This is a genomic window from Sphingobacterium detergens (assembly GCF_003610355.1).
Classification (GTDB): domain Bacteria; phylum Bacteroidota; class Bacteroidia; order Sphingobacteriales; family Sphingobacteriaceae; genus Sphingobacterium; species Sphingobacterium detergens.
In genome coordinates this window covers 193,886-212,510 of the sequence record NZ_RAPY01000008.1, presented here as the reverse complement: position 1 = coordinate 212,510, position 18,625 = coordinate 193,886, and the positions used below count along the sequence as shown (strand labels likewise).

The window sequence follows — 18,625 nt, the reverse complement described above, 5'->3', positions numbered from 1 at the left end:
AAGTCTGGGGGCATGCACATAGAAGCTGTGTTTCGGATTGCTGAAGGGGTTAACCAAAATGCCCGCTGATATAATTACGAGTGGTTTCGTGTTGTGGATTGTTAAAAATCTGATGCGTATCTCCCTGCTCAATAATCTCCCCAAGATACATAAAGACGGTTTTGTCGGCGACACGTTGCGCTTGCTGCATATTGTGCGTGACGATGACAATGGTGTATTTTTTTTTCAAATGGTGAATAAGTTCCTCGATCTTTAGGGTACTCACGGGGTCCAATGCTGAGCAAGGTTCATCCATTAAAATAATTTCGGGACGCAAGGCTACCGCACGGGCGATACAGAGTCTTTGTTGTTGCCCTCCGGAAAGCCGAGTAGCTGGTTTTTTCAGATCATCTTTTACCTCCTCCCAGATATACGCTTCTTCCAATGCCTTTTGTACGGTTGTCTTATCAGCAATCAGATTGTTGATCTTGAGACCATAGGTGATGTTTTCGTATATGCTTTTGGGAAAGGGATTGGCTTTTTGAAATACCATACCCACACGCTTGCGTAGATCCGTCACCTCTATATCCTTTTGATAGATCTCGCGACCATCCAATTTGATATGGCCCTCTATTTTGGCTTCCGGATAGAGGTCATGCATACGGTTAAAACTCCGCAAAAGGGTACTTTTGCCACATCCTGATGGTCCGATCAGCGCCGTAACTTTATTTTCCTCAAATTCGATATTGATATTTTTCAACACCTGTTTGCTCCCAAACCATAGATTGAGATTTTCAGTGACCAATTTACTTTTCATTATTTCTAAACTTATATCGAATATAGAAAGCTGTTAAATTCATGAGGAAGACCACAATGATAAGCACCAACGCTGTTCCGTATGCAATAGGTCTGACCTCCTCAATAGACTGATGCTGCGTGGACAACATATATAGGTGATAAGGAAGTGCCATAAACTCCTGATTGAGGTTGCCAAAGGAATTGGTGATATAGAATGCGGCTCCTGTAAATAGTATGGGGGCTGTTTCACCAGCTGCGCGAGAAAGTGTCAGGACGATACCTGTGAGTATCCCCGGTAGAGAGGCGGGAAGGACCACATCTTTAATTGATTCAAATTTGGTGGCTCCTACAGCCAATGCGGCCTCCCGCATGCTTCGTGGAATACGGAGCAGGGCCTCCTCCGTTGTAGTAATGATATAGGGAAGGGACAGCAAGCCCAAGGTCAATCCGGCAGACAAAATCGAGGTGCCGAAATTCAGGGCCTGAACAAAGAGTGCCAGACCAAACAGACCATAGATAATCGATGGAACTCCGGATAAATTACGAATGGAAGCCCGGATCGTGCGGGTCAGCCAGGTATTCTCTGCATATTCGTTGAGGTAAATGGCACAACAGATTCCAAAGGGAATGGAAAATAATGCCGTTATCAGGGTCAGAAATACCGTGCCTATAATCGGGGTAAGAATACCTCCCCGTGTCATACCATCGGATGGTAGCTTGGAGACAAAATCCCAGGATAGCACATGGGAGCCTTTCGTAAAAATATCGTATAGGATCACGCACAAAAAGAAGCATACAAGCCCTGTGGACAGGAGGAGTGTACCCCATTCGACGATTGGTGCCAGTTTTTTAAATTTATGCAGCATGGTATTTTCTAAAGCGGTTGATAAAATATTCACCAATCAGATTGGCCACCAAGGTCATAAAGAACAAGACAATCGCTATGGCAAACAAAGCATAGTAATGTGTGGTCTGATAGGGGACTTCACCCATTTCGATCGCAATTGTTGCGGTAATGGTTTTGACCGAGTCAAAAAATCCTTTGGGAAATATTGCAGCATTACCTGTGGCCATCAATACAGTCATGGTTTCACCGATGGCTCTTCCCAGTCCCAGCATGACGGCGGCAATAATTCCCGGTGCTGCTGCTGGAATCGTAATCTTGCGCAATGTCTGCCAACGGGATGCTCCGAGACCATAACTCGCTTCTCGGTAAGTTTGCGGTACAGCATGGATGGCATCTTCGGAAATGGTAATGATTGTTGGAAGGGCCATAATGGCCAGTAAGATTGCTCCATTTAATGCATTCAGTCCATTGGGTAGGTTGTTTAGGTCCGCTATTCCGGGACCAACCAATACGATCCCCAAAAAACCGATCACGACCGAAGGAATTGCTGCAAGCATCTCTATGGCGGGTTTTAAGATCGTCTTGAGTTTGGGACTTGCGTATTCGGAAATAAAAGCTGCGGTACCCACACCCAGTGGAATGGCAATCAGCATCGCACCCAAAGAAACAATCGAGGTACTTACGATTAATGGCAGAATGCCATAGGCTGGTTCTGCTGCCGTGGGGTTCCATTGGCTTCCGGTGATAAAATCCAATGGCGAAACTTCCAGAAAGAAGGCAATTGCATTGTAAAGCAACATGAAGAAAATACCACCCAAAAGTGCAAGCACCAGATATCCGGTGGACTTGAATATGATTTTGGCGATCTTATCGATGGCGACTCGTTTTTTGTACTGCATGTTATTTTATTGAATAAGGTAATAACCTGAGTTTTCGATGATCTTGGTCCCTTCTCCTTTGGTTTCAAATTGGATAAATGACAGCACTTTGGCCCATGATTTTTCGGGAATAAACTGATAGAGGGGACGTTGAAAAAAATATAATCTATTTTTTATTGCTGTAGGATCTAAGGGCGATACGGCATTGGAATCTGTATCATTTTTAATTTTCAATACTTTGATCCCCTTGTTGTCCTGAATCTTTTTGGAAATATAACCAGCACCGACATAACCGATACCAGACTTGTCAATTTTGATGGCTTCCAGAATTTGAGCATTTCCGGTCATTTCTTTAGCCTTTTGGCTATAGGCTATTTTCAGCTTCTTGCGAATAAATGAATAGGTTCCCGAACTGCTCTGTCTACCATAGATATTGATCGGAACATCCTGTCCAGAAACAGATTTCCAGTTTTCTACCTGACCGCTCATGATTTTTGAAAGCGTTTTCACATCGATTTCTGTGATCGGATTGTCGCTGTGAACAACAAAAGCGGTAGCATCTTCGGCAAAGACAACGGTTTTGAGGAGCATGTTCTTTTTTTTGAAGAGTGCCTGTTCCTCTTCGGTCAAAGGACGCGATGAGTTGGCAATATCTGCCTGCCCATTCAATAGGGAAGTAATACCAAGTCCCGAGCCCCCACCAGAGATAGCCATACTGAATGTAGGATCTGTCTTATTGTACGCCTCGGCTAGATTAACAGCAAGATTCACTTCAGTATCCGAACCTTTCATTTTGATGGTATGATCGGTATTACCGCAGGACCATAACAGGGTACTGAAACCAAGAAGGACAGTAGAAATAAGACGATTGAAAGCCATATCATTCATTCTTACTAAGTTAAACACAAGAGGAATGATTTTGTGTTAGATTTGTGTTATCTTATTGTGAATTAATATTTTGTACACACATTACCTCGTGTCGGCTTTAATCTCTTTGGATAATACATTCAGCAAACAGCTAAATAGTGTTAAAGCGTTTTTATAAACTGAAATGATTTGATAGATTGTGGTAATTTTTTAGTTTTCATAGTAGCCTTGATATGAGCGTCTCCGTTAAGTTTTTATTGCTGTTATTCATTATTAGTTTATCTAGCTATTTGCGGCCAGTTTATGGCCAAAAAAGAAATGAATACCGGGGGGCAATTTTGTCAGCTGATACAACCTTGCTGCTCCGAGGGATTAAGCTTTTAAATTTAAATTCAAAAAAGCATACTGTTTCAGATGAGTATGGAAATTTTGTCCTTGACTATAAATTAGGTGATACCATTGAATTTAGACATGATCACTGGGAAACAAAGCTAGTTTATGGAGACAAGCTAAAGGATTCTGTCTTTCTAAAGAAACGGTCTATCGTCCTTGATGAAATTGTGATCACAAGGAACCGACATAACAACGAAATAAATGATTTAAAAGAAATAGAAAAAGAGAAGAACAAGAAAGGTGGCATCTATTATGGTGGAAAGCCACCTATCGCACTACTGAATCCCTTTGGTGGGAAACCGATCACTTTCTTCTACGAACTTTTTAGCAAGAATGGAAAACGAGCTAGAGCAATGGAGAAGAATATCCAACTTGCGATTAAGGAAAGCAAAATAGACAGCGTCTTTAATAGAAATGCTGTTAAAATGAGTACCTCCATAAAAGACGAGGATATTACGCCTTTTATGGAAGAGTATAGACCAACTTTTGAGCAGGTACAATCCTGGAATACATATGATCTGTACCTCTATATACAGAAAAGCTATGAATCTTTTAAGGCGGTAAAACCAAAATAGTATTCTTATTTTGAACTCGAGTTGAAGACCAGTTTTAGTATTGAATGGAAGATGCCCACTGTTTGTGATTAATGCAAAAAAAAACAGGCATTTCGCCTGTTTTATACGATATGAAATCGTAATGAATATCGTTGAGATTGATTAAAATAGAAGTAGCGCGAAGATGGGAATAAGTGCGATCATTGAATACATCACCGCGACCCTTTTTTGAAGATATAAACTGATCGATAACAATAACTCACTGTTTTCAATACTTTCTATTGTTCCGCCATTGCCCATAACCGAAGGACTTACTTCAACGATTTGTCCTTGTTCATCTTCGATTTTCCAGGCCGACATCCACATATTCCGTGTACTCCATTTGTATTTTTTGTCAATTAGACTAATGGTTGCCCCTCCTGTCCAATTGTTGTATTCGATATCGCCGATCAGTTCACCCTGTTTATTGCGTATTTCAGTATATGGGTTGAAAAGACCTTTATTTTTAAAACTATATTGATCTGAGCGGATAGAGACATTGGCATCTAGTGTCCAGTCATTGGATTCCAATGAGCCGATCAGGGTATCATTGTTATATAATTTTGATTTATTTCCCAATAAATTGTTTTTCCAGCTGTAAATAGATCGCTTTTCCATAATTGTCTAGTTTAATATGTTTATTTTTCAAATTAGTATTGGTGTTGGAAATTATGTTACAGATTTTTTTTAAAATGTGATAAATATCTTGTAGTCATCCACATTCTAACGGAAAGAGCTGCAGTGATGTCCGGTAAAAAACTGTATTTTTGTATTTAAAATCACATTACATTGACACATCAACAAAAGTCGAGTCAGATCAGAAAGGAAATAAATCTGTCCTATCAAGAGCTTAAAGGGGCTTATCCCATATTAAAACTTCAGAATAGTATCGGATTGGCTATATTTTTAATTGCTATTGTCGCTATCCTTGCCGTATCGATAGGCTGGTACAAAACGCTTGTTCCGACCTGGCTTATGATTGTTGCGAACGCTTTTTTTATGGGGGTTCTTCATGAAATCGAGCATGATCTTATTCATTGGCTTTATTTTAAAAAGCAGAAGACTGTACACCATTTTATGCTTTTCACCGTTTGGATCTTACGTCCGCTGACAGTCAACCCTTGGATCCGACGGACCTTACACCACCATCATCATAAATTTTCGGGGACATTACACGATGTGGAGGAGCGCAGTGTGACCAATGGCGAACCTTGGACCATAAAACGGCTGTTGACAACACCCGATGTTGTTTTGGGCGGACTGCTGCGTTTACATCGGATGTTTAGTGATATGGATCGGGAAGTCAAGAATGGAAACCTGAAAGTGGAGACATCATCAAAATTGAAACAGATTATGTTTCTGAGTATTGTACCTGTAACAATTTTTGCACATGTCATCTTATATTTCTTCTTTGCGGACGCGCTATTGGGTTGGTTGAATGGACGTTCTGTTCTGGATTTGAGTTTTCCACACTATGTGGATAACATGTTGATAAGTCTAAATGTGATTATTTATACGATCCTGCTACCTAATTTGCTGCGGCAGTTCTGTTTGCATTTTATCACTTCCAATATGCATTATTTCGGTGATGTAGAGGAGGGGAATGTGATTGAGCAGACACAGGTTCTCAATATCTGGTGGACATACCCGATGCAATTATTCTGTTTCTTTTTTGGCTGGACACATAGTATTCATCACTTTGTCGTCAATGAAACCTTTTATGTACGTCATATCGGTCGTAAGAAAGCACAGGAAGTCCTGAAAAAGTATGGTGTTCGATTTAATGATCTGGGCACATTCAAAAGGGCTAACCGTTTTCGGGAATTTTCGAAGTAGTGTCACTTTTCTTCCTGTATTCTTTGTAGTTGCCTTGTTGTTCAAATGCAAGTGCACCTTCTTCGCAATAAGCGGAAAGGTATACGGAGAACTTGTTGCTTTGGCTTTTGTCTATTTCCAATTCATTTAGAACCTCTGCAACGCGTTTGGGACGATGAAAGAAATTGGAGTGATAAACCAGCTGATCTAGTTTCTTATTGATCGATATTCTTTCTTGTACGTCGGGGGAGAGTGAATAAGGTGGATTAAAGGTAATATCATCCTGAAAGAAAACTTTGGGTTGGATTTCTAGGCTATGACACAGTAGCAGAAAGTTGGTCATGGTAAGATCTCGCCCCTTTTCTATACCATTCAAGGTTCCTGTCGAAATGCCTGTCAGGTTTGATACATCTCTCAAAGAATAATAGAGTTCATTACGCTTTGTGCGAAAGCGTAAACCAATCCATTCCAGTCTGTGTTTGTTGTCGTCCGTCATGTAACGAATTGAATAACAATTTGTGCAAAAAATAGTTTATTATTTTGTTTGAAAATTTGCAATTATATTTTTTTTCTCTATATTCGTTATAACATGTCATTAAAAGAATGTATGATGTTGTAATTGATTTTTATGTATATTATTTAACCTTTTTGTTTTTAATTTATATTTTATATAAATATTTATTCTTTTATTGATACTTTGTTGAGGTTCTGTTTTCTTTTTATCAATGTGTTTAAAAAATTACAAAATAGCCCTATATCCATGTTCTAGAGGTAATCTAGCGCAGACCAATGAAAAATAAATTAAGATAAAAGTCGACTTACCCAGCTTCGGTTTTCTAAAGAATCCGTCAAGTTCCGCCGAGGCTGCGGTAAGTTGCGTGAAAAAGTAAAAATTACATTGCTTGGTTGCATACTGACTTACCCAGCTTTTTGTACCCCCAGTTATCCGTCAATTTCCATAGATGCTGAGGTAAGTAGCTTGAAAAAGTAAAAAAAAAAGTAGCACTCGCAGCCGACTTACCCAGCCTCGGGTCCCCATAAGAATCCGTCGAAGTTCTTCCAAGGCTGAGGTAAGTTACTTTTTTCTACTTTTGGTGGTGTTCGTAATCTCCCTGCTTTTCGTGTTCTTTCTTCGCCATAAGCGCCTTGATAAACAGTGAATTATTTATTGGCCAGTATGCGCTTTGCGCTATCAGAAGCAATGAGCAACCCTGTCGCTAGCATAATAACATCTTTTAATACCAAACGGCCTGCTGCGGATAGGTAAGGGAAGCCAACGTTTGGTGAAGGGAAATCACCATCTAGTTTTGGTACAAAGGTCTCAGGTGTGGTTATGAGAAATGTTAGCGTCACGATGGACATCCCTATCGTAAATAGGGCACCCCATAAACCTATTTTTGGAAACCAGATTCCCAATAAAGTCATCGAACCGATGACAACAATCACAAAACCCAACAGATAAGCAAAGGTGTATGTCCCATTTTGCTGATGCCAGTTTATATTTTTCTTCACCATCAGACCTTCTGGGTTTTTGAATAGCTGATATTCGGGAACCAGTTTTCCATTTTTATCCTCGGCATATTTTCCGGTGCTGTGATAAAAGAAATTCATAAAAGGGCTATTGATGACAAATGGAACAATGCCATCCGCTTCATATTGGTACGCTTTTAAACCGCCTATCCAGGCCATGACGATAAATATCGCGATGCGGGCAAAATTGATAAAGCTGTTTTGGCTTGTGGCGAGCATGTTTACTATTTTTTCCATCTTACTTTGTTTGATTAAAGGATACAGCAAAATTAGATAGGATTAGGTCGTCAAAACATGGACAAATAGGGTTATAACATAGACTTTTGGGCAACAATAGATAGTCCGACCTGTTCGCGAAAGACTTTTGGGGATACACCGGTCATTTTTTTGAAAAATCTACTGAAATAAAACTCATCCAGGTACTGTAGTTCTGCCGCAATTTCTTTGATGCTCTTCGGGGTCAAGTGAAGAAGTCTTTTGCTTTCGAGTACAATACGTTCCTGAATAAGTGTGGAGGGGGATTTGCCCCATCTTTGTTTCACTTTTTTTGTGAAAGCAGCTGAACTCAGATTGTAGTATTCAGCGTAAAAGGATACACTTTTATGCGTTTTGTACTCATTTTCCAAAAGTTGTTCAAAACCGTCGATAGGATCCTTACGTGATGTGGTTGGCAAGGATAGTTTATTGGTCAATATTTTCTGTTTGCTTGCAATGGCAAGGATGAGCTGGAGGTAGGTCTTTGTAATAGCCTGATCAAAGGAAGCGGACGAATATTTTAGATGATCTATTTTGTCTATGATCGCAGCAATCTCCTGGAAAGCCTCTTGTGTCAATGCGACATGTGGTTGCTGGTAGATGTTGTTGAATAATAAACCATTACAAGCTACCTCGTCCTTATGATACTCGATGCAATAGAAATCGCCATGAAATTTTAAAACCTTCGTATGGTCAGGTAATTTTTCTTGAACTGAAAACAGTTGAAAAGGAGATAGAAATAAAATGCTTTTCGCGGCAGATCGATAAGGCACCAGGTCTATCGAAAAATGAAGTTCTTGTTCCATCAAAATAATGAAGTAGAACGGTTCTGTCAATTCCAACTGTGTGGACAGGGTTTCCGGGATTCCAACTAGAATAAGTGAAGACGTCATAGGAGTAAAATACAAAATTTTTATTTAGGGCTTTATATTGTATAATCGTCATCATGTAATATTCGTAAATTCGAGGTCTCCATTTGTTTATAAATAGCTGAACTGTTAAAGGCTTTTCAATATATCGAATAAATATTCCTTTAAAACGAATTATAAATAGGGGCTGTCGAATATAAAACTAAGCATTATACATGCTAGGAAAAATACTAGATTTAAGATGGATTTATGTTTTGAATACAAAAAATAAGAAATATTGATGAGTTGATATACGATTTAATAAACTACCAATAGAAGAAAGAATGAAAAACATATACCTATTGCTGTTCCTGGTTTTTATCGTACAGTCCTGTGAAAACAGCGCGCAAAAAATAACGGTGAACGGAGCACAAAAAACACTGGAAGCCGGAAACAGACAAGTTCAAAAGGATAGCGGTTATGTAAAAATGGAAACGGATGAAGAAAGAATAAAGGATGAGGAAATCGCAGGCAGCTTATCATCGAAGTTTGATGATGATACTATTCCTGATCATTTCAAAATCGTAAAAAATGAAGATGAAATCGTCCAATCTTTTCTTTCAGCTAATTTATCCGCGATAAAAAGAGAGGTCAATATAAATATTTTGAATAATAGTGTTTTATATAATAGGGAGGGGGTCGATTATTGGACGTTTTTTAAATTCATAAACAATAAGATCCTTGAAATAAGAGTTGAATATCCGGATCAGAAATCGGTACCGAATATATCTGGAGAGAGGAAAGATTTGGTTGAAAGAATAAAATATCGATTTAATGTCGAAAACCGCAGGATTCAAATCATAGGCTATGATCTGAGTTATCGGAAAGACGCCTTCTTTATTACAAAATCTATCAATTTCATTACCGGAAAATATATCGTTATCCGGAAAGAAAAAGGGAACAAAGATGTTGTTACTGATGGCTGGTCTGCAGAATTTGAGAATAAGATCTATAGCGAAGACTGGAATTTACCATTTTTGCGGGATAAGATCTTTTGGGTAGGGAACGACATGGAACCGAGTTAAAACCAATTTATTGAATAGTAATAGGTCTCAATTTTATAGGTTCTGAAAATTATTCTTTTTTATTTTCAAAACTTGATTGGCGGTAATTTGGCTGTCTGAGATCTGTTTTTGGATAGGATCTCGTCTTATTTGTATTATATTATAAATATTTATGATAATATATTTGCGCAAAAAATGTATTTAATTTAATAAATATATTTGTGTATATAATTTTAAAAAATTATATTTGTATTAACGATAGCCGATAACTAAATATGAATAACAGCGATGTTCTATTAAATAGAGATAATTGTTGTTGAGTAATTAAAATCTAATACATGAGAAAACTAAATCATAAAAATATCGTAAAGTCTCCAGAATAAAATTGAATTCGATTTTATAGACTTATTCTAATGCCCTATGTTGATAAACTCGATTATTGGCTTTTACTGCTGCTTAAAGCATAGGATGAATAAAAAAGTAAATTATTTGAAAGATTGAAATGGACTCTGTTTTTGAGTTTGTTTATGTTTTATTTTGCGCAAAAATAATGTATTATTTACAATATTGTTTTGTGTAAATAATGTGAACGTTCTTTGACTTATTGGTATTGAAATAAGGAGGATTAAAAATATAGACTGATCAGATTCTTGATGATCGGTTCGATTATGACATGAGGCTTCTTGTTAAGCCGTAGGGTGAGCGCAAAAGGCGACTCACTAAATACCCTTTTTTAATAAAGATATTATGTGTCCTAACAACTGGATTATTTTAGTTTACTGTTTTGGCTATGGTTTATAGTTAGATATGATGGTGGAGGTTGTTAGATGCTAAGAAATGTTGGGTATCTACAACATAGCTTCAATTATTTTAAAAATCTTGTCCGTTGTAAGGTGCTATGAAATGTAGGGTGTCTGCAACATTTAAGAGGCTCGTTTACCAAATAAGTTGTTAGATGCTATGAATTTGGGGTATCTGCAACCAATTAGCTCTCTGCAATAGCTTTGAACTTGTTGTTAGGTGGTATGAAATGTAGGGTATTTGCAACATCGCAATATCTGGTTCATTCAGCTCGATTGTTGTTAGTTGCTACAAAATATAGGGTGTCTGCACCCTAAAGCCAGAATCCCATTTCATAAATAAATTGCTAGGTGCTACGAAATGTGGGGTATTAACAACTCTAAGCGCTTTGGACCTCTTCGTGTTGTAAGATGCTATGAAATCTAGGGTATCTACAACTTGCATGTATCTTAATGGTAGCCTCCTCAGGTGTTAGGTACTGCAAAATATAGGATATCTACAACCTCACGTAATGATTTCATATGAATAATTAGCTGTTAGAACCTAAGAAATGTAGGGTATCTGCAACAATGGAACAAGGCGATAAGTGGATCAAAACGTTGTTAGATGCTAAGAAATGTAGGGGGGTAACAATGACAGCATCTTTGCTTGTTCATAAGTAGGTGGTATAAGGACAGTGAAATGTAAAGTATTTACAATTACTCGGAGCCGAGTTGTTTAAGATCATTGTTGTAAAAGACGATAAAACTAGGGTATAAACGACTAAAGGCACTTTTTCGTTCTTTTGATCTGGTCTGTTACAGTCAGTAAATTTACTACGATTTGACCCGATCTATACCAACGATATTTTCCAAAATCAATAATAAAATTATATTGAGGCATCTTGTTATGCCATAGGGTGAGCGCAAATGCGACTCACTAAATATCCTTATTTAATAAAGATATTATGTATCCTGACAACTGGATTATTTTTGAATAGAAGCTGGTGTTATATTTCGGTTTATAGTGAGATATGATTAGCTAGGGTGTTAGATGCTACGAAATGTGGGGTATCTGCAACATATAACTATCTTGCGGTCACAGTATGTTCGGTGTTAGATGCTACGAAATGTGGGGTATCTGCAACATACACAGTACGTAAAAGGAGTGGAGTCAAGTTGTCAGATACTGTAAAATGTAGGGTATCTACAACTAGTCAGTGATTTAATCGCTTAAATATAGATTGTTAGGTGCTACAAAATATAGGGTATCTGCAACATGAACATAGATTGCTTTTAGATCCTTTCAGTTGTTAGAAGCTATGAAACGTAGGGTATCTGCAACAATAATCTATCGGACTATCTGTACTATTTGGTTGTTAGAAGCTATGAAATGTAGGGTATCTACAGCTCCCTTACGTATTTTAAAGGGGCTCGTTCAGTTGTTAGACGTTAAGAAATGTAGGGTATCTGCAACCCGCATATGTAATGCTTGGACGTTTTTACAGTTGTTAGAAGCTATGAAATGTAGGGTATCTACAATGAGGGCGTCGGAACTCTGTGGCACGGTTTAGTTGTTAGGTACTACGAAATGCAGGGTATCTGCAACCAAATTCAGGATTATTCACTTCTTTTAATCGCTGTTAGGCGCTGCGGAATATAGGGTATCTACAACTGATATTAATTATAGCGTTCTGGGTGTGCGTTGTTAGATGCTGCAAAATATAGGATATCTACAACCTCACGTAATGATTTCATATGAATAATTAGCTGTTAGATGCTAAGAAATGTAGGGTATCTATAACTATCAACTGCTTTGTAACTAATTAAAGATGGTTGTTAGATGCTATGAAATGTAAGGTATCTAAAACGAGCTTAGAAGTTCGCTTGGACTTCTTTGTTATTTCAATGCAGAAATAAAAGACATTTTCTTCGCAACCTTCCCATTCTCAATACCAATAAGCTTTTACCATACCATGCGATAAACTTACCTCGCTCCAGTTCCCAAAAAATCCGCCAGAATTACTGGGGCGCTGGTAAGTGATTTTTACTAACTATATAAACTAATTATGAAACTTCTTACACGTAATGAGGACGTGAAAAATGCGCTCCAATGCCTTCATAATGGCAATGAAAATGGACTGAAATTCTTCTACCAAAGATTCTACGACTACTTCCGCTTTCGTGCCCACCGTGCAACAGATGACGAATGTACCGGAGAAAGTATTGCACAGGAAGCCTTTCTCAGACTCTGGCTATTCCGTGAAAATGTCAATTCCGAAACCGAACTGTTCGAATTCCTTAAATCTCAGGTTAAATCCGCCATCAACGCCTTCTTCCAAAAATCACGCAATAGGTTCCACCGTAGCCTCCTCCGATTGGATGGTATCGAAGATTATCAGGAGTTTCTGCTGGGATATGAACTCGAAGAAGAGCCCGAAGTGGATATCCTCTACCTCGAACAACTGGAACTGGAGAAAAAAGAGCAATTAAAACAGCTCAACCTGATCCTGCCCAACCTCAACAACGATCAGCAACTCTTCATTCGACTCTGTCTTAAATATAGTTTTAACTACGAACGTATCGCTTACCACATGGGAGGAATATCGGATTATGAAGTCTGCCTCCGTGTAGAGAAAACCATCGAATTCCTCCGCTCCATCTTTAATAACCAGGAAAAAATGCAGTTGATAGCCAAACCTGCTGAATTTAGATTAAACAATGAAATGACAGCCGAAGAAGCGGAGATATTCCGCATGCGCTACGAACTGCAGTATTCATTTGATCAGATTTCCGAAGCGCTGCAACTGGATGGTGGACAGGTGCGGAAATTATTTATCAATGCGCATGCAAAAATTAAGACCCCAAAGAAAACAGCATAACTAAATAAACGAAAGATATGGCTACCGATACAATGGTATTGACCCGCAAAATCCAGGTATTCGTGGACTGCGATGACAAGGAAAAACGATCTGAATATTTTAAACAACTCTTTGAATGGCAGGATGTCGTTTTCCGTGGTGCCAATATGGTCATCACACATCAATATGTGCAGGAAAATCTAAAAGATCTGATCTACCTGAAAGAGGATGTCAAAGTGAAATTGGCAGATCATGCCAAAGATGAGGCAGGGATACTCAATACTTCCCGCATGAATACCACCTATCGCCTGCTATCCGCTTACTTCAAAGGACGGATTCCAACGGATATCTTGTCGCATATAAATACTGCCTTAATAAAATATTTTCAGGCAGATCGCCTGGCCTATTGGAAAGGGGAGAAATCTCTCCGCAACTATAAAAAAGATATGCCGATCCCTTTTTCGGGTAAACAGGTTAATTTCAGCAAAGATGAGAATAATAGAGATTTTAGATTCACACTATTCAAAATACCGTTTCGAACTTACCTCGGCAAAGACCGATCGGATAAAAGGGTACTGCTGCAACGGGCATTGGTGGGGCAAATTAAAGTCTGTAGCAGCGCAATTAAGATTGTTAAAGGCAAAATATTCCTGCTGCTGGCGCTCGAACTTCCAAAGAAAATCCAAGAACTGAAAGAACATGTAATCGCAGAAGCTTCACTGGCAATTGAACACCCCATCTCGGTTATCGTAGGTAAAGAGTCCTTTCAGATCGGGAACAAAGAGGAGTTCCTCTACCGACGGATGGCTATTCAGGCCGCCCGCCATAGCTTGCAAAAGGCCTCAGCTTTCAATAAAGGAGGACGTGGAAGAAAACGGAAAATGAAAAGCCTGGAACATTATAACGATAAAGAGAAAAATTATGTGGACAGTAAACTCCACTTATATAGCCGGCGATTGATTGAACTATGTGTCAAAACGCAAGCCGGAACACTTTTATTAGTCAATCAATCGAATAAAGAGGAATTGGCCAAAGACGATGAATTTTTATTGCGCAACTGGAGCTATTATGGCCTCATCGAAAAGATTAAATACAAAGCTAAAATGGTGGGAATTAACGTTATTGTTGAATAATTGTTTCAGTTTTATCAGCCCGGAGACTGATAAAACTGAAGTATTCTAATTGGATAGCTGTTTATTTCATGACCAATGGACTGCTCCATATTTAATGTGAACTCATAAAATAATAGATCAAATAAAATACAATCAGCACACAAACGGCAATAATAATCGTTCGTTTGATATTGCGACCGGCAGGTGCATCATCTTTTTCTTCAACGGCTATCGGAGGTAATTTTTCCTCCTGCTTCTCATTGCTATGCTCTGGGGTGTTGAATTGATTTTCCATCTTTTTTTTTGTTGTCTCTACCAATAGAACAAGTTTGAGCTGCAAATCGTTTAAAATGTTCGATTTTCGAGTTGAAAGAAGACTGCTGCTAACCTTCAAAAACGTGAGGATGTGAATAAATAAAAAACCAAAACGTTGTGTTTTTTAACGGATTTGCATACATTGCAGCTGCACTTAACACGAATAAACCTAAACAACCCGTAAACTGATGTTTATGATAGCTTTCGTGTTGGATAGGTCTATAGAATAAATAAAACTCATGAAAAGAAGAACACTCATCGGATCTTTAATGGCTGGCTGTATGCTATTGGCCATCAATCCGACTTTTGCGCAACAAAAAGCCGCAAAAAAAGAAATTGGTCTACAGTTATACTCTGTACGTGAAGAAATCAGCAAGAACCCGAATTTCGATCAAATTCTACAAAAGATCGCTGCGCTTGGTTATACTGGGGTGGAAGCTGCTGGTTATAAAGATGGTAAACTGTACAACCTGAGCCCACAGGAATTTAAAGCCAAAGTGGAAAAAACAGGAATGAAGGTATTGTCGTCCCATGCGACAAAAACATTGTCTGCACAGGAACTTGCATCTGGAGATTTCTCCGAATCCCTAAAATGGTGGGATGAATGTATCGCTGCCCACAAAGCTGCCGGTATGAAATACATTGTAACTCCTTGGATGGATGTGCCTAAGACGCTCAAAGATCTTGAAACGCAATGCCGCTATTTGGATGCTGTGGGTGCAAAATGTCGCCAACAGGGAATATTGTATGGATACCACAACCATGCACACGAATTTAAAAAGGTAGAGGATAAAGTGATGTTCGATTACATGTTGGAGCATACCAATCCTGAAAATGTATTTTTTGAAATGGATGTTTACTGGGCAGTAATCGGAGATGTAAGCCCTGTGGATTATTTTAACAAGTACGCAGGCAGATTTAAAGCTTTACATATCAAAGACCACCGTGAAATCGGTCAAAGTGGAATGGTTGGATTTGATGCGATCTTTAACAATGCTAAAACAGGTGGACTGAAATATTTGTTCGTTGAACTGGAAGATACACGCAATGATATTTACACAGGCCTTGAGCAAAGTATCGACTACCTGAAAAAGGCTTCTTTTGTAAAAGATAGCTATTCAAAATAGCGAAAAATCGGGAGAAAATTGACGATGCTGAGACAATTGTCCGGTTGACAGATTTATTATTTTTCGGTAACTTGATCGTATTAATAAGGAATTGTTTAATCGTATTAAATCGGATCATATGAAACGGATTATTGTTGCTACAGACTATGCTGAAGAGGCAGAACATGCCTTGAATTTTATATTGGAAGTTTTTGCAGGTAAAGAATATGAGATTGTCTTATTTTCTCTCCAGAACCCTTCCATCCATGCGATGAATGCACGTCTTTCTCCCGATTCTATGTTCAAAATTTTTGAACATCAAAACAAGATTTTAAAACATAAAGCGGAGGCTATTACCCAGAAGAGTGGGGTGCCCGCCGTCCCTTATCTGGCTACTGGTTTGTTCTATGATCAGATTACAAAATGTATTCAGGAAACAGATGCCGATCTACTGGTTATGGGTATGGCCAAACGGTCGTTTGACCAGGATATGTTGGGCAATACAACGACCGCAGCCATCAGTAGGCTAAAAATACCTATTCTCTCTGTACCATTGGGAGCACAATTCACCGGCCTAAAACATATTCTCTTTGCCTGCGACATCGTTCGTGGTGTCCAAAAAGAGATCCTAGAAAAAGTTAAAGATTTTGCAACTGACTTTAATGCTGTCCTAGAGGTGCTCAATATCCGTAAAACCGTCGAACAGCTAAACGAGGAAAAAGGTAGTGCTACCCGCGAAGCCATCAACGATGTGATGGGGATCGTCAGCTATTACTATAAAAATGTAACTTCAAATGAAGTGGTGAAAGCTATTCGTGATGAGGTCAAAGAAAGCCATACGGACCTATTGGTCATGATTCCTTATAAATATGGTTTCTGGAGCTCGTTGACACATCGCAGTAAAACACGGATGATGGCCTCTGGCCTCGATGTTCCATTGCTGACAATATCAATATAGCTCAATACCCGGCGGTTACTTATAGTGCCTATAAAATTTGTTGTTGAAAAGTTCTGACGGGTCGTATTTTGTTTTGGTCCTGAAAAAACTGTTTGCTTGTGGATAGACTTTCCTCATTTTGTCTTTTGTGATGTGTAAACGATAAGGAAGATAATAGGTTCCTTCATTTTTAATAGTTGCATCAACCAAAAGATCTGTGAGTGTCTGCATCTCGACTTCTTGCTGTGCTGTTTTTTTCTGATTAAACAGCAGTACGAAACCGAAAACATCTTCCTGGGCATAGTTTAGGTAAGCATCATCGTCCCGATTGACCGCACGGATCGTAATATTTAGTAGATCTAGCTTTGATTTTAATAAAATAGGTTTTATATCCTGAATGAATTTCATGAAATTTCGTTCGGGAATAAAATATTCGTGGAGCAGATCTGTCGATGTGGTATCTTTATTTTCAATCAAAGAGACTTGGCTATCCATGATCTCATTTCTGGTGAAGGTAAGATGCCTTGCCGGAATAGCGGAGGATGTCTCAAGGTCCCAACGGAGCCGCTTTCCATATTCGCTATTGACGCTGCCCCGAAATATCAGTCTCTTGGTTTCTTCCATTTTCTTGTTCTGTTGATCCAGCTGTATTGGTTGTTCTGCCGTCTGCTCAAAATAGTTGAGCGTAGCCTCCGCTAGAAAATTCTTGTTGGATACTCTTAACCGACCAAAAACTAGATCGACCTTCGGGTTGTCAAGAATATATTTTTTATAGTATTTCGTGTAATTTTCGGGCGCTAAATTGATGTAATGAAATTTTAAAGATTGATTATTGACGACTTTAAGTTTCACGTCGAGTATAATACCAAATAAACCATATCCACCAATCACATGATGAAAAAGTTCGCTATTTTCTTTCCTACTGCAAAGGAGCACCTGACCTTTGGCATTCATTAATGTAAAGGAAAGTACACTGGAGGCTAAAGGTGGCGAATTTTTTTGCCATCCGTGTCCATTTACACTGAGCGAGCCTCCAATAGAAAAAGAACTAAATGCTTGCATCACCGCAATTGATTTACCATAATGATCTAAATAGTGAATAGCATCTGACCAAAGTGCTCCCGAACCGACTGTCAGTATATTTTCAACAGTATCCAGCTCCATGTGATTGTATGGGAGCATATTGAGTACAATTCCATCGGGATACATCGTATGACCACCCATACTGTGACGCGCCCCTGCGACGGAGATTTTTAGGCCCTTGGCATTTGCATACTGCAGAATTTGCCGCAATTGATTTTCGATTGCCGACCTGTCTTTTGGAATGGCAATGATGGTGTCGACTTTGGTTGGGTTTAAGGTACTGGCATCATCCACATAATGAGGTGGAAGTGTCCTGTGGATGTCTGTTTCTCCCCATTTTGTTCTAAGGATATGGACAATTGGAAATGCAATAATGCCAAGAACAATAACTATAATAACGAATGAAAAAAGTTTGTTTTTTTTAGTTACACGCATTGGCTTTGATCAATTAGATATCGCGCAATATTGCAAAAATATTTCACCACCAAAATAATATAAATTTATTGTTTTTTAGTTCTATTTTTATGGAGAAAGTTATTTAACCGGATTTTATCAAAGTCTCTCA

17 protein-coding genes are annotated in these 18,625 nt (G+C 38.6%); 7 read left to right on the top strand and 10 right to left on the bottom strand.

What is annotated here, in order from left to right; all coding sequences use genetic code 11:
- Positions 1-49 precede the first annotated feature (49 nt).
- Genes pstB through DFQ12_RS26785 form a run of 4 tightly spaced genes read right to left on the bottom strand, consistent with a single transcriptional unit; the run spans position 50 to position 3,408 of the window.
- Positions 50-796 carry a phosphate ABC transporter ATP-binding protein PstB gene (pstB, locus tag DFQ12_RS26800; RefSeq protein ID WP_120262084.1) on the bottom strand — a complete coding sequence of 249 codons (747 nt, stop codon included), beginning with the start codon at positions 794-796 and terminating at the stop codon, positions 50-52.
- Positions 786-1,643, bottom strand: coding sequence for a phosphate ABC transporter permease PstA (gene pstA, locus DFQ12_RS26795; protein WP_120262083.1), 858 nt, complete (start codon positions 1,641-1,643; stop codon positions 786-788). Before pstA ends, pstB begins: the two co-directional genes overlap by 11 nt.
- Positions 1,633-2,523: a phosphate ABC transporter permease subunit PstC gene (gene pstC / locus DFQ12_RS26790; protein WP_120262082.1), complete on the bottom strand. Its 891-nt coding sequence runs from the start codon at positions 2,521-2,523 to the stop codon at positions 1,633-1,635. Before pstC ends, pstA begins: the two co-directional genes overlap by 11 nt.
- Before the next feature lie 6 nt (positions 2,524-2,529).
- Positions 2,530-3,408, bottom strand: coding sequence for a substrate-binding domain-containing protein (locus tag DFQ12_RS26785; RefSeq protein ID WP_244211859.1), 879 nt, complete (start codon positions 3,406-3,408; stop codon positions 2,530-2,532).
- Positions 3,409-3,602: 194 nt separating this feature from the next.
- On the opposite strand from DFQ12_RS26785, the gene DFQ12_RS26780 reads away from it, so the two are divergent.
- Positions 3,603-4,337, top strand: coding sequence for a hypothetical protein (locus DFQ12_RS26780; RefSeq protein ID WP_120262081.1), 735 nt, complete (start codon positions 3,603-3,605; stop codon positions 4,335-4,337).
- 141 nt (positions 4,338-4,478) lie between these two features.
- On the opposite strand, the gene DFQ12_RS26775 is transcribed toward DFQ12_RS26780, so the two are convergent.
- Positions 4,479-4,973 (bottom strand): hypothetical protein, encoded by a 495-nt coding sequence (locus DFQ12_RS26775; RefSeq protein ID WP_120262080.1) that lies wholly within the window; start codon positions 4,971-4,973, stop codon positions 4,479-4,481.
- 171 nt (positions 4,974-5,144) lie between these two features.
- On the opposite strand from DFQ12_RS26775, the gene DFQ12_RS26770 reads away from it, so the two are divergent.
- Entirely contained in the window at positions 5,145-6,191 is a 1,047-nt protein-coding gene (locus tag DFQ12_RS26770; RefSeq protein WP_120262079.1) for a fatty acid desaturase, read from the top strand.
- Here DFQ12_RS26770 and DFQ12_RS26765 read toward each other — a convergent pair.
- The 3 genes from DFQ12_RS26765 to DFQ12_RS26755 all read right to left on the bottom strand — a co-directional run bounded on the left by DFQ12_RS26765 (position 6,163) and on the right by DFQ12_RS26755 (position 8,848).
- Positions 6,163-6,666 carry a helix-turn-helix domain-containing protein gene (locus tag DFQ12_RS26765; protein ID WP_120262078.1) on the bottom strand — a complete coding sequence of 168 codons (504 nt, stop codon included), beginning with the start codon at positions 6,664-6,666 and terminating at the stop codon, positions 6,163-6,165. The genes DFQ12_RS26770 and DFQ12_RS26765 overlap by 29 nt on opposite strands.
- Before the next feature lie 665 nt (positions 6,667-7,331).
- Positions 7,332-7,937 (bottom strand): DUF417 family protein, encoded by a 606-nt coding sequence (locus DFQ12_RS26760; protein WP_120262077.1) that lies wholly within the window; start codon positions 7,935-7,937, stop codon positions 7,332-7,334.
- Positions 7,938-8,008: 71 nt separating this feature from the next.
- Positions 8,009-8,848, bottom strand: coding sequence for a helix-turn-helix domain-containing protein (locus DFQ12_RS26755; RefSeq protein WP_120262076.1), 840 nt, complete (start codon positions 8,846-8,848; stop codon positions 8,009-8,011).
- Between the two features lie 299 nt (positions 8,849-9,147).
- Between DFQ12_RS26755 and DFQ12_RS26750 the strand changes: the two genes are divergently transcribed.
- The 3 genes from DFQ12_RS26750 (at position 9,148) to DFQ12_RS26740 (ending at position 14,640) form a co-directional block, all read left to right on the top strand.
- Positions 9,148-9,888, top strand: a complete 741-nt coding sequence (locus DFQ12_RS26750; protein ID WP_120262075.1) for a hypothetical protein — start codon at positions 9,148-9,150, stop codon at positions 9,886-9,888.
- 2,827 nt (positions 9,889-12,715) lie between these two features.
- Positions 12,716-13,528: an RNA polymerase sigma factor gene (locus DFQ12_RS26745; protein WP_120262074.1), complete on the top strand. Its 813-nt coding sequence runs from the start codon at positions 12,716-12,718 to the stop codon at positions 13,526-13,528.
- Positions 13,529-13,545: 17 nt separating this feature from the next.
- On the top strand, positions 13,546-14,640 hold the full coding sequence (locus DFQ12_RS26740) for a hypothetical protein (RefSeq protein ID WP_120262073.1): 1,095 nt from the start codon (positions 13,546-13,548) through the stop codon (positions 14,638-14,640).
- A gap of 91 nt (positions 14,641-14,731) precedes the next feature.
- Here DFQ12_RS26740 and DFQ12_RS27995 read toward each other — a convergent pair whose 3' ends face one another.
- Positions 14,732-14,914: a hypothetical protein gene (locus DFQ12_RS27995; protein WP_147420488.1), complete on the bottom strand. Its 183-nt coding sequence runs from the start codon at positions 14,912-14,914 to the stop codon at positions 14,732-14,734.
- Positions 14,915-15,173: 259 nt separating this feature from the next.
- On the opposite strand from DFQ12_RS27995, the gene DFQ12_RS26730 reads away from it, so the two are divergent.
- Positions 15,174-16,061: a sugar phosphate isomerase/epimerase family protein gene (locus DFQ12_RS26730; RefSeq protein ID WP_120262071.1), complete on the top strand. Its 888-nt coding sequence runs from the start codon at positions 15,174-15,176 to the stop codon at positions 16,059-16,061.
- Between the two features lie 118 nt (positions 16,062-16,179).
- The gene (locus tag DFQ12_RS26725; RefSeq protein ID WP_120262070.1) at positions 16,180-16,998 is read left to right on the top strand and encodes a universal stress protein; all 819 of its coding nucleotides are present in this window, start codon (positions 16,180-16,182) and stop codon (positions 16,996-16,998) included.
- A 15-nt stretch (positions 16,999-17,013) separates the two neighbouring features.
- Here the strand turns inward: DFQ12_RS26725 and DFQ12_RS26720 are convergent, their stop codons facing one another.
- The gene (locus DFQ12_RS26720) at positions 17,014-18,495 is read right to left on the bottom strand and encodes an FAD-binding oxidoreductase (RefSeq protein ID WP_120262069.1); all 1,482 of its coding nucleotides are present in this window, start codon (positions 18,493-18,495) and stop codon (positions 17,014-17,016) included.
- Between the last annotated feature and the right edge of the window lie 130 nt (positions 18,496-18,625).

What these genes read in the sequence shown, in the direction of transcription:
- DFQ12_RS26755 (WP_120262076.1), bottom strand. Translation starts at nt 8,848, where the DNA reads ATGACGTCTTCACTTATTCTAGTTGGAATCCCGGAAACCCTGTCCACA.
- pstB (WP_120262084.1), bottom strand. Translation starts at nt 796, where the DNA reads ATGAAAAGTAAATTGGTCACTGAAAATCTCAATCTATGGTTTGGGAGC.
- DFQ12_RS26725 (WP_120262070.1), top strand. Translation starts at nt 16,180, where the DNA reads ATGAAACGGATTATTGTTGCTACAGACTATGCTGAAGAGGCAGAACAT.
- DFQ12_RS26760 (WP_120262077.1), bottom strand. Translation starts at nt 7,937, where the DNA reads ATGGAAAAAATAGTAAACATGCTCGCCACAAGCCAAAACAGCTTTATC.
- DFQ12_RS26720 (WP_120262069.1), bottom strand. Translation starts at nt 18,495, where the DNA reads ATGCGTGTAACTAAAAAAAACAAACTTTTTTCATTCGTTATTATAGTT.
- DFQ12_RS27995 (WP_147420488.1), bottom strand. Translation starts at nt 14,914, where the DNA reads ATGGAAAATCAATTCAACACCCCAGAGCATAGCAATGAGAAGCAGGAG.
- DFQ12_RS26740 (WP_120262073.1), top strand. Translation starts at nt 13,546, where the DNA reads ATGGCTACCGATACAATGGTATTGACCCGCAAAATCCAGGTATTCGTG.
- DFQ12_RS26765 (WP_120262078.1), bottom strand. Translation starts at nt 6,666, where the DNA reads ATGACGGACGACAACAAACACAGACTGGAATGGATTGGTTTACGCTTT.
- DFQ12_RS26750 (WP_120262075.1), top strand. Translation starts at nt 9,148, where the DNA reads ATGAAAAACATATACCTATTGCTGTTCCTGGTTTTTATCGTACAGTCC.
- pstA (WP_120262083.1), bottom strand. Translation starts at nt 1,643, where the DNA reads ATGCTGCATAAATTTAAAAAACTGGCACCAATCGTCGAATGGGGTACA.
- DFQ12_RS26775 (WP_120262080.1), bottom strand. Translation starts at nt 4,973, where the DNA reads ATGGAAAAGCGATCTATTTACAGCTGGAAAAACAATTTATTGGGAAAT.
- pstC (WP_120262082.1), bottom strand. Translation starts at nt 2,523, where the DNA reads ATGCAGTACAAAAAACGAGTCGCCATCGATAAGATCGCCAAAATCATA.
- DFQ12_RS26730 (WP_120262071.1), top strand. Translation starts at nt 15,174, where the DNA reads ATGAAAAGAAGAACACTCATCGGATCTTTAATGGCTGGCTGTATGCTA.
- DFQ12_RS26780 (WP_120262081.1), top strand. Translation starts at nt 3,603, where the DNA reads ATGAGCGTCTCCGTTAAGTTTTTATTGCTGTTATTCATTATTAGTTTA.
- DFQ12_RS26745 (WP_120262074.1), top strand. Translation starts at nt 12,716, where the DNA reads ATGAAACTTCTTACACGTAATGAGGACGTGAAAAATGCGCTCCAATGC.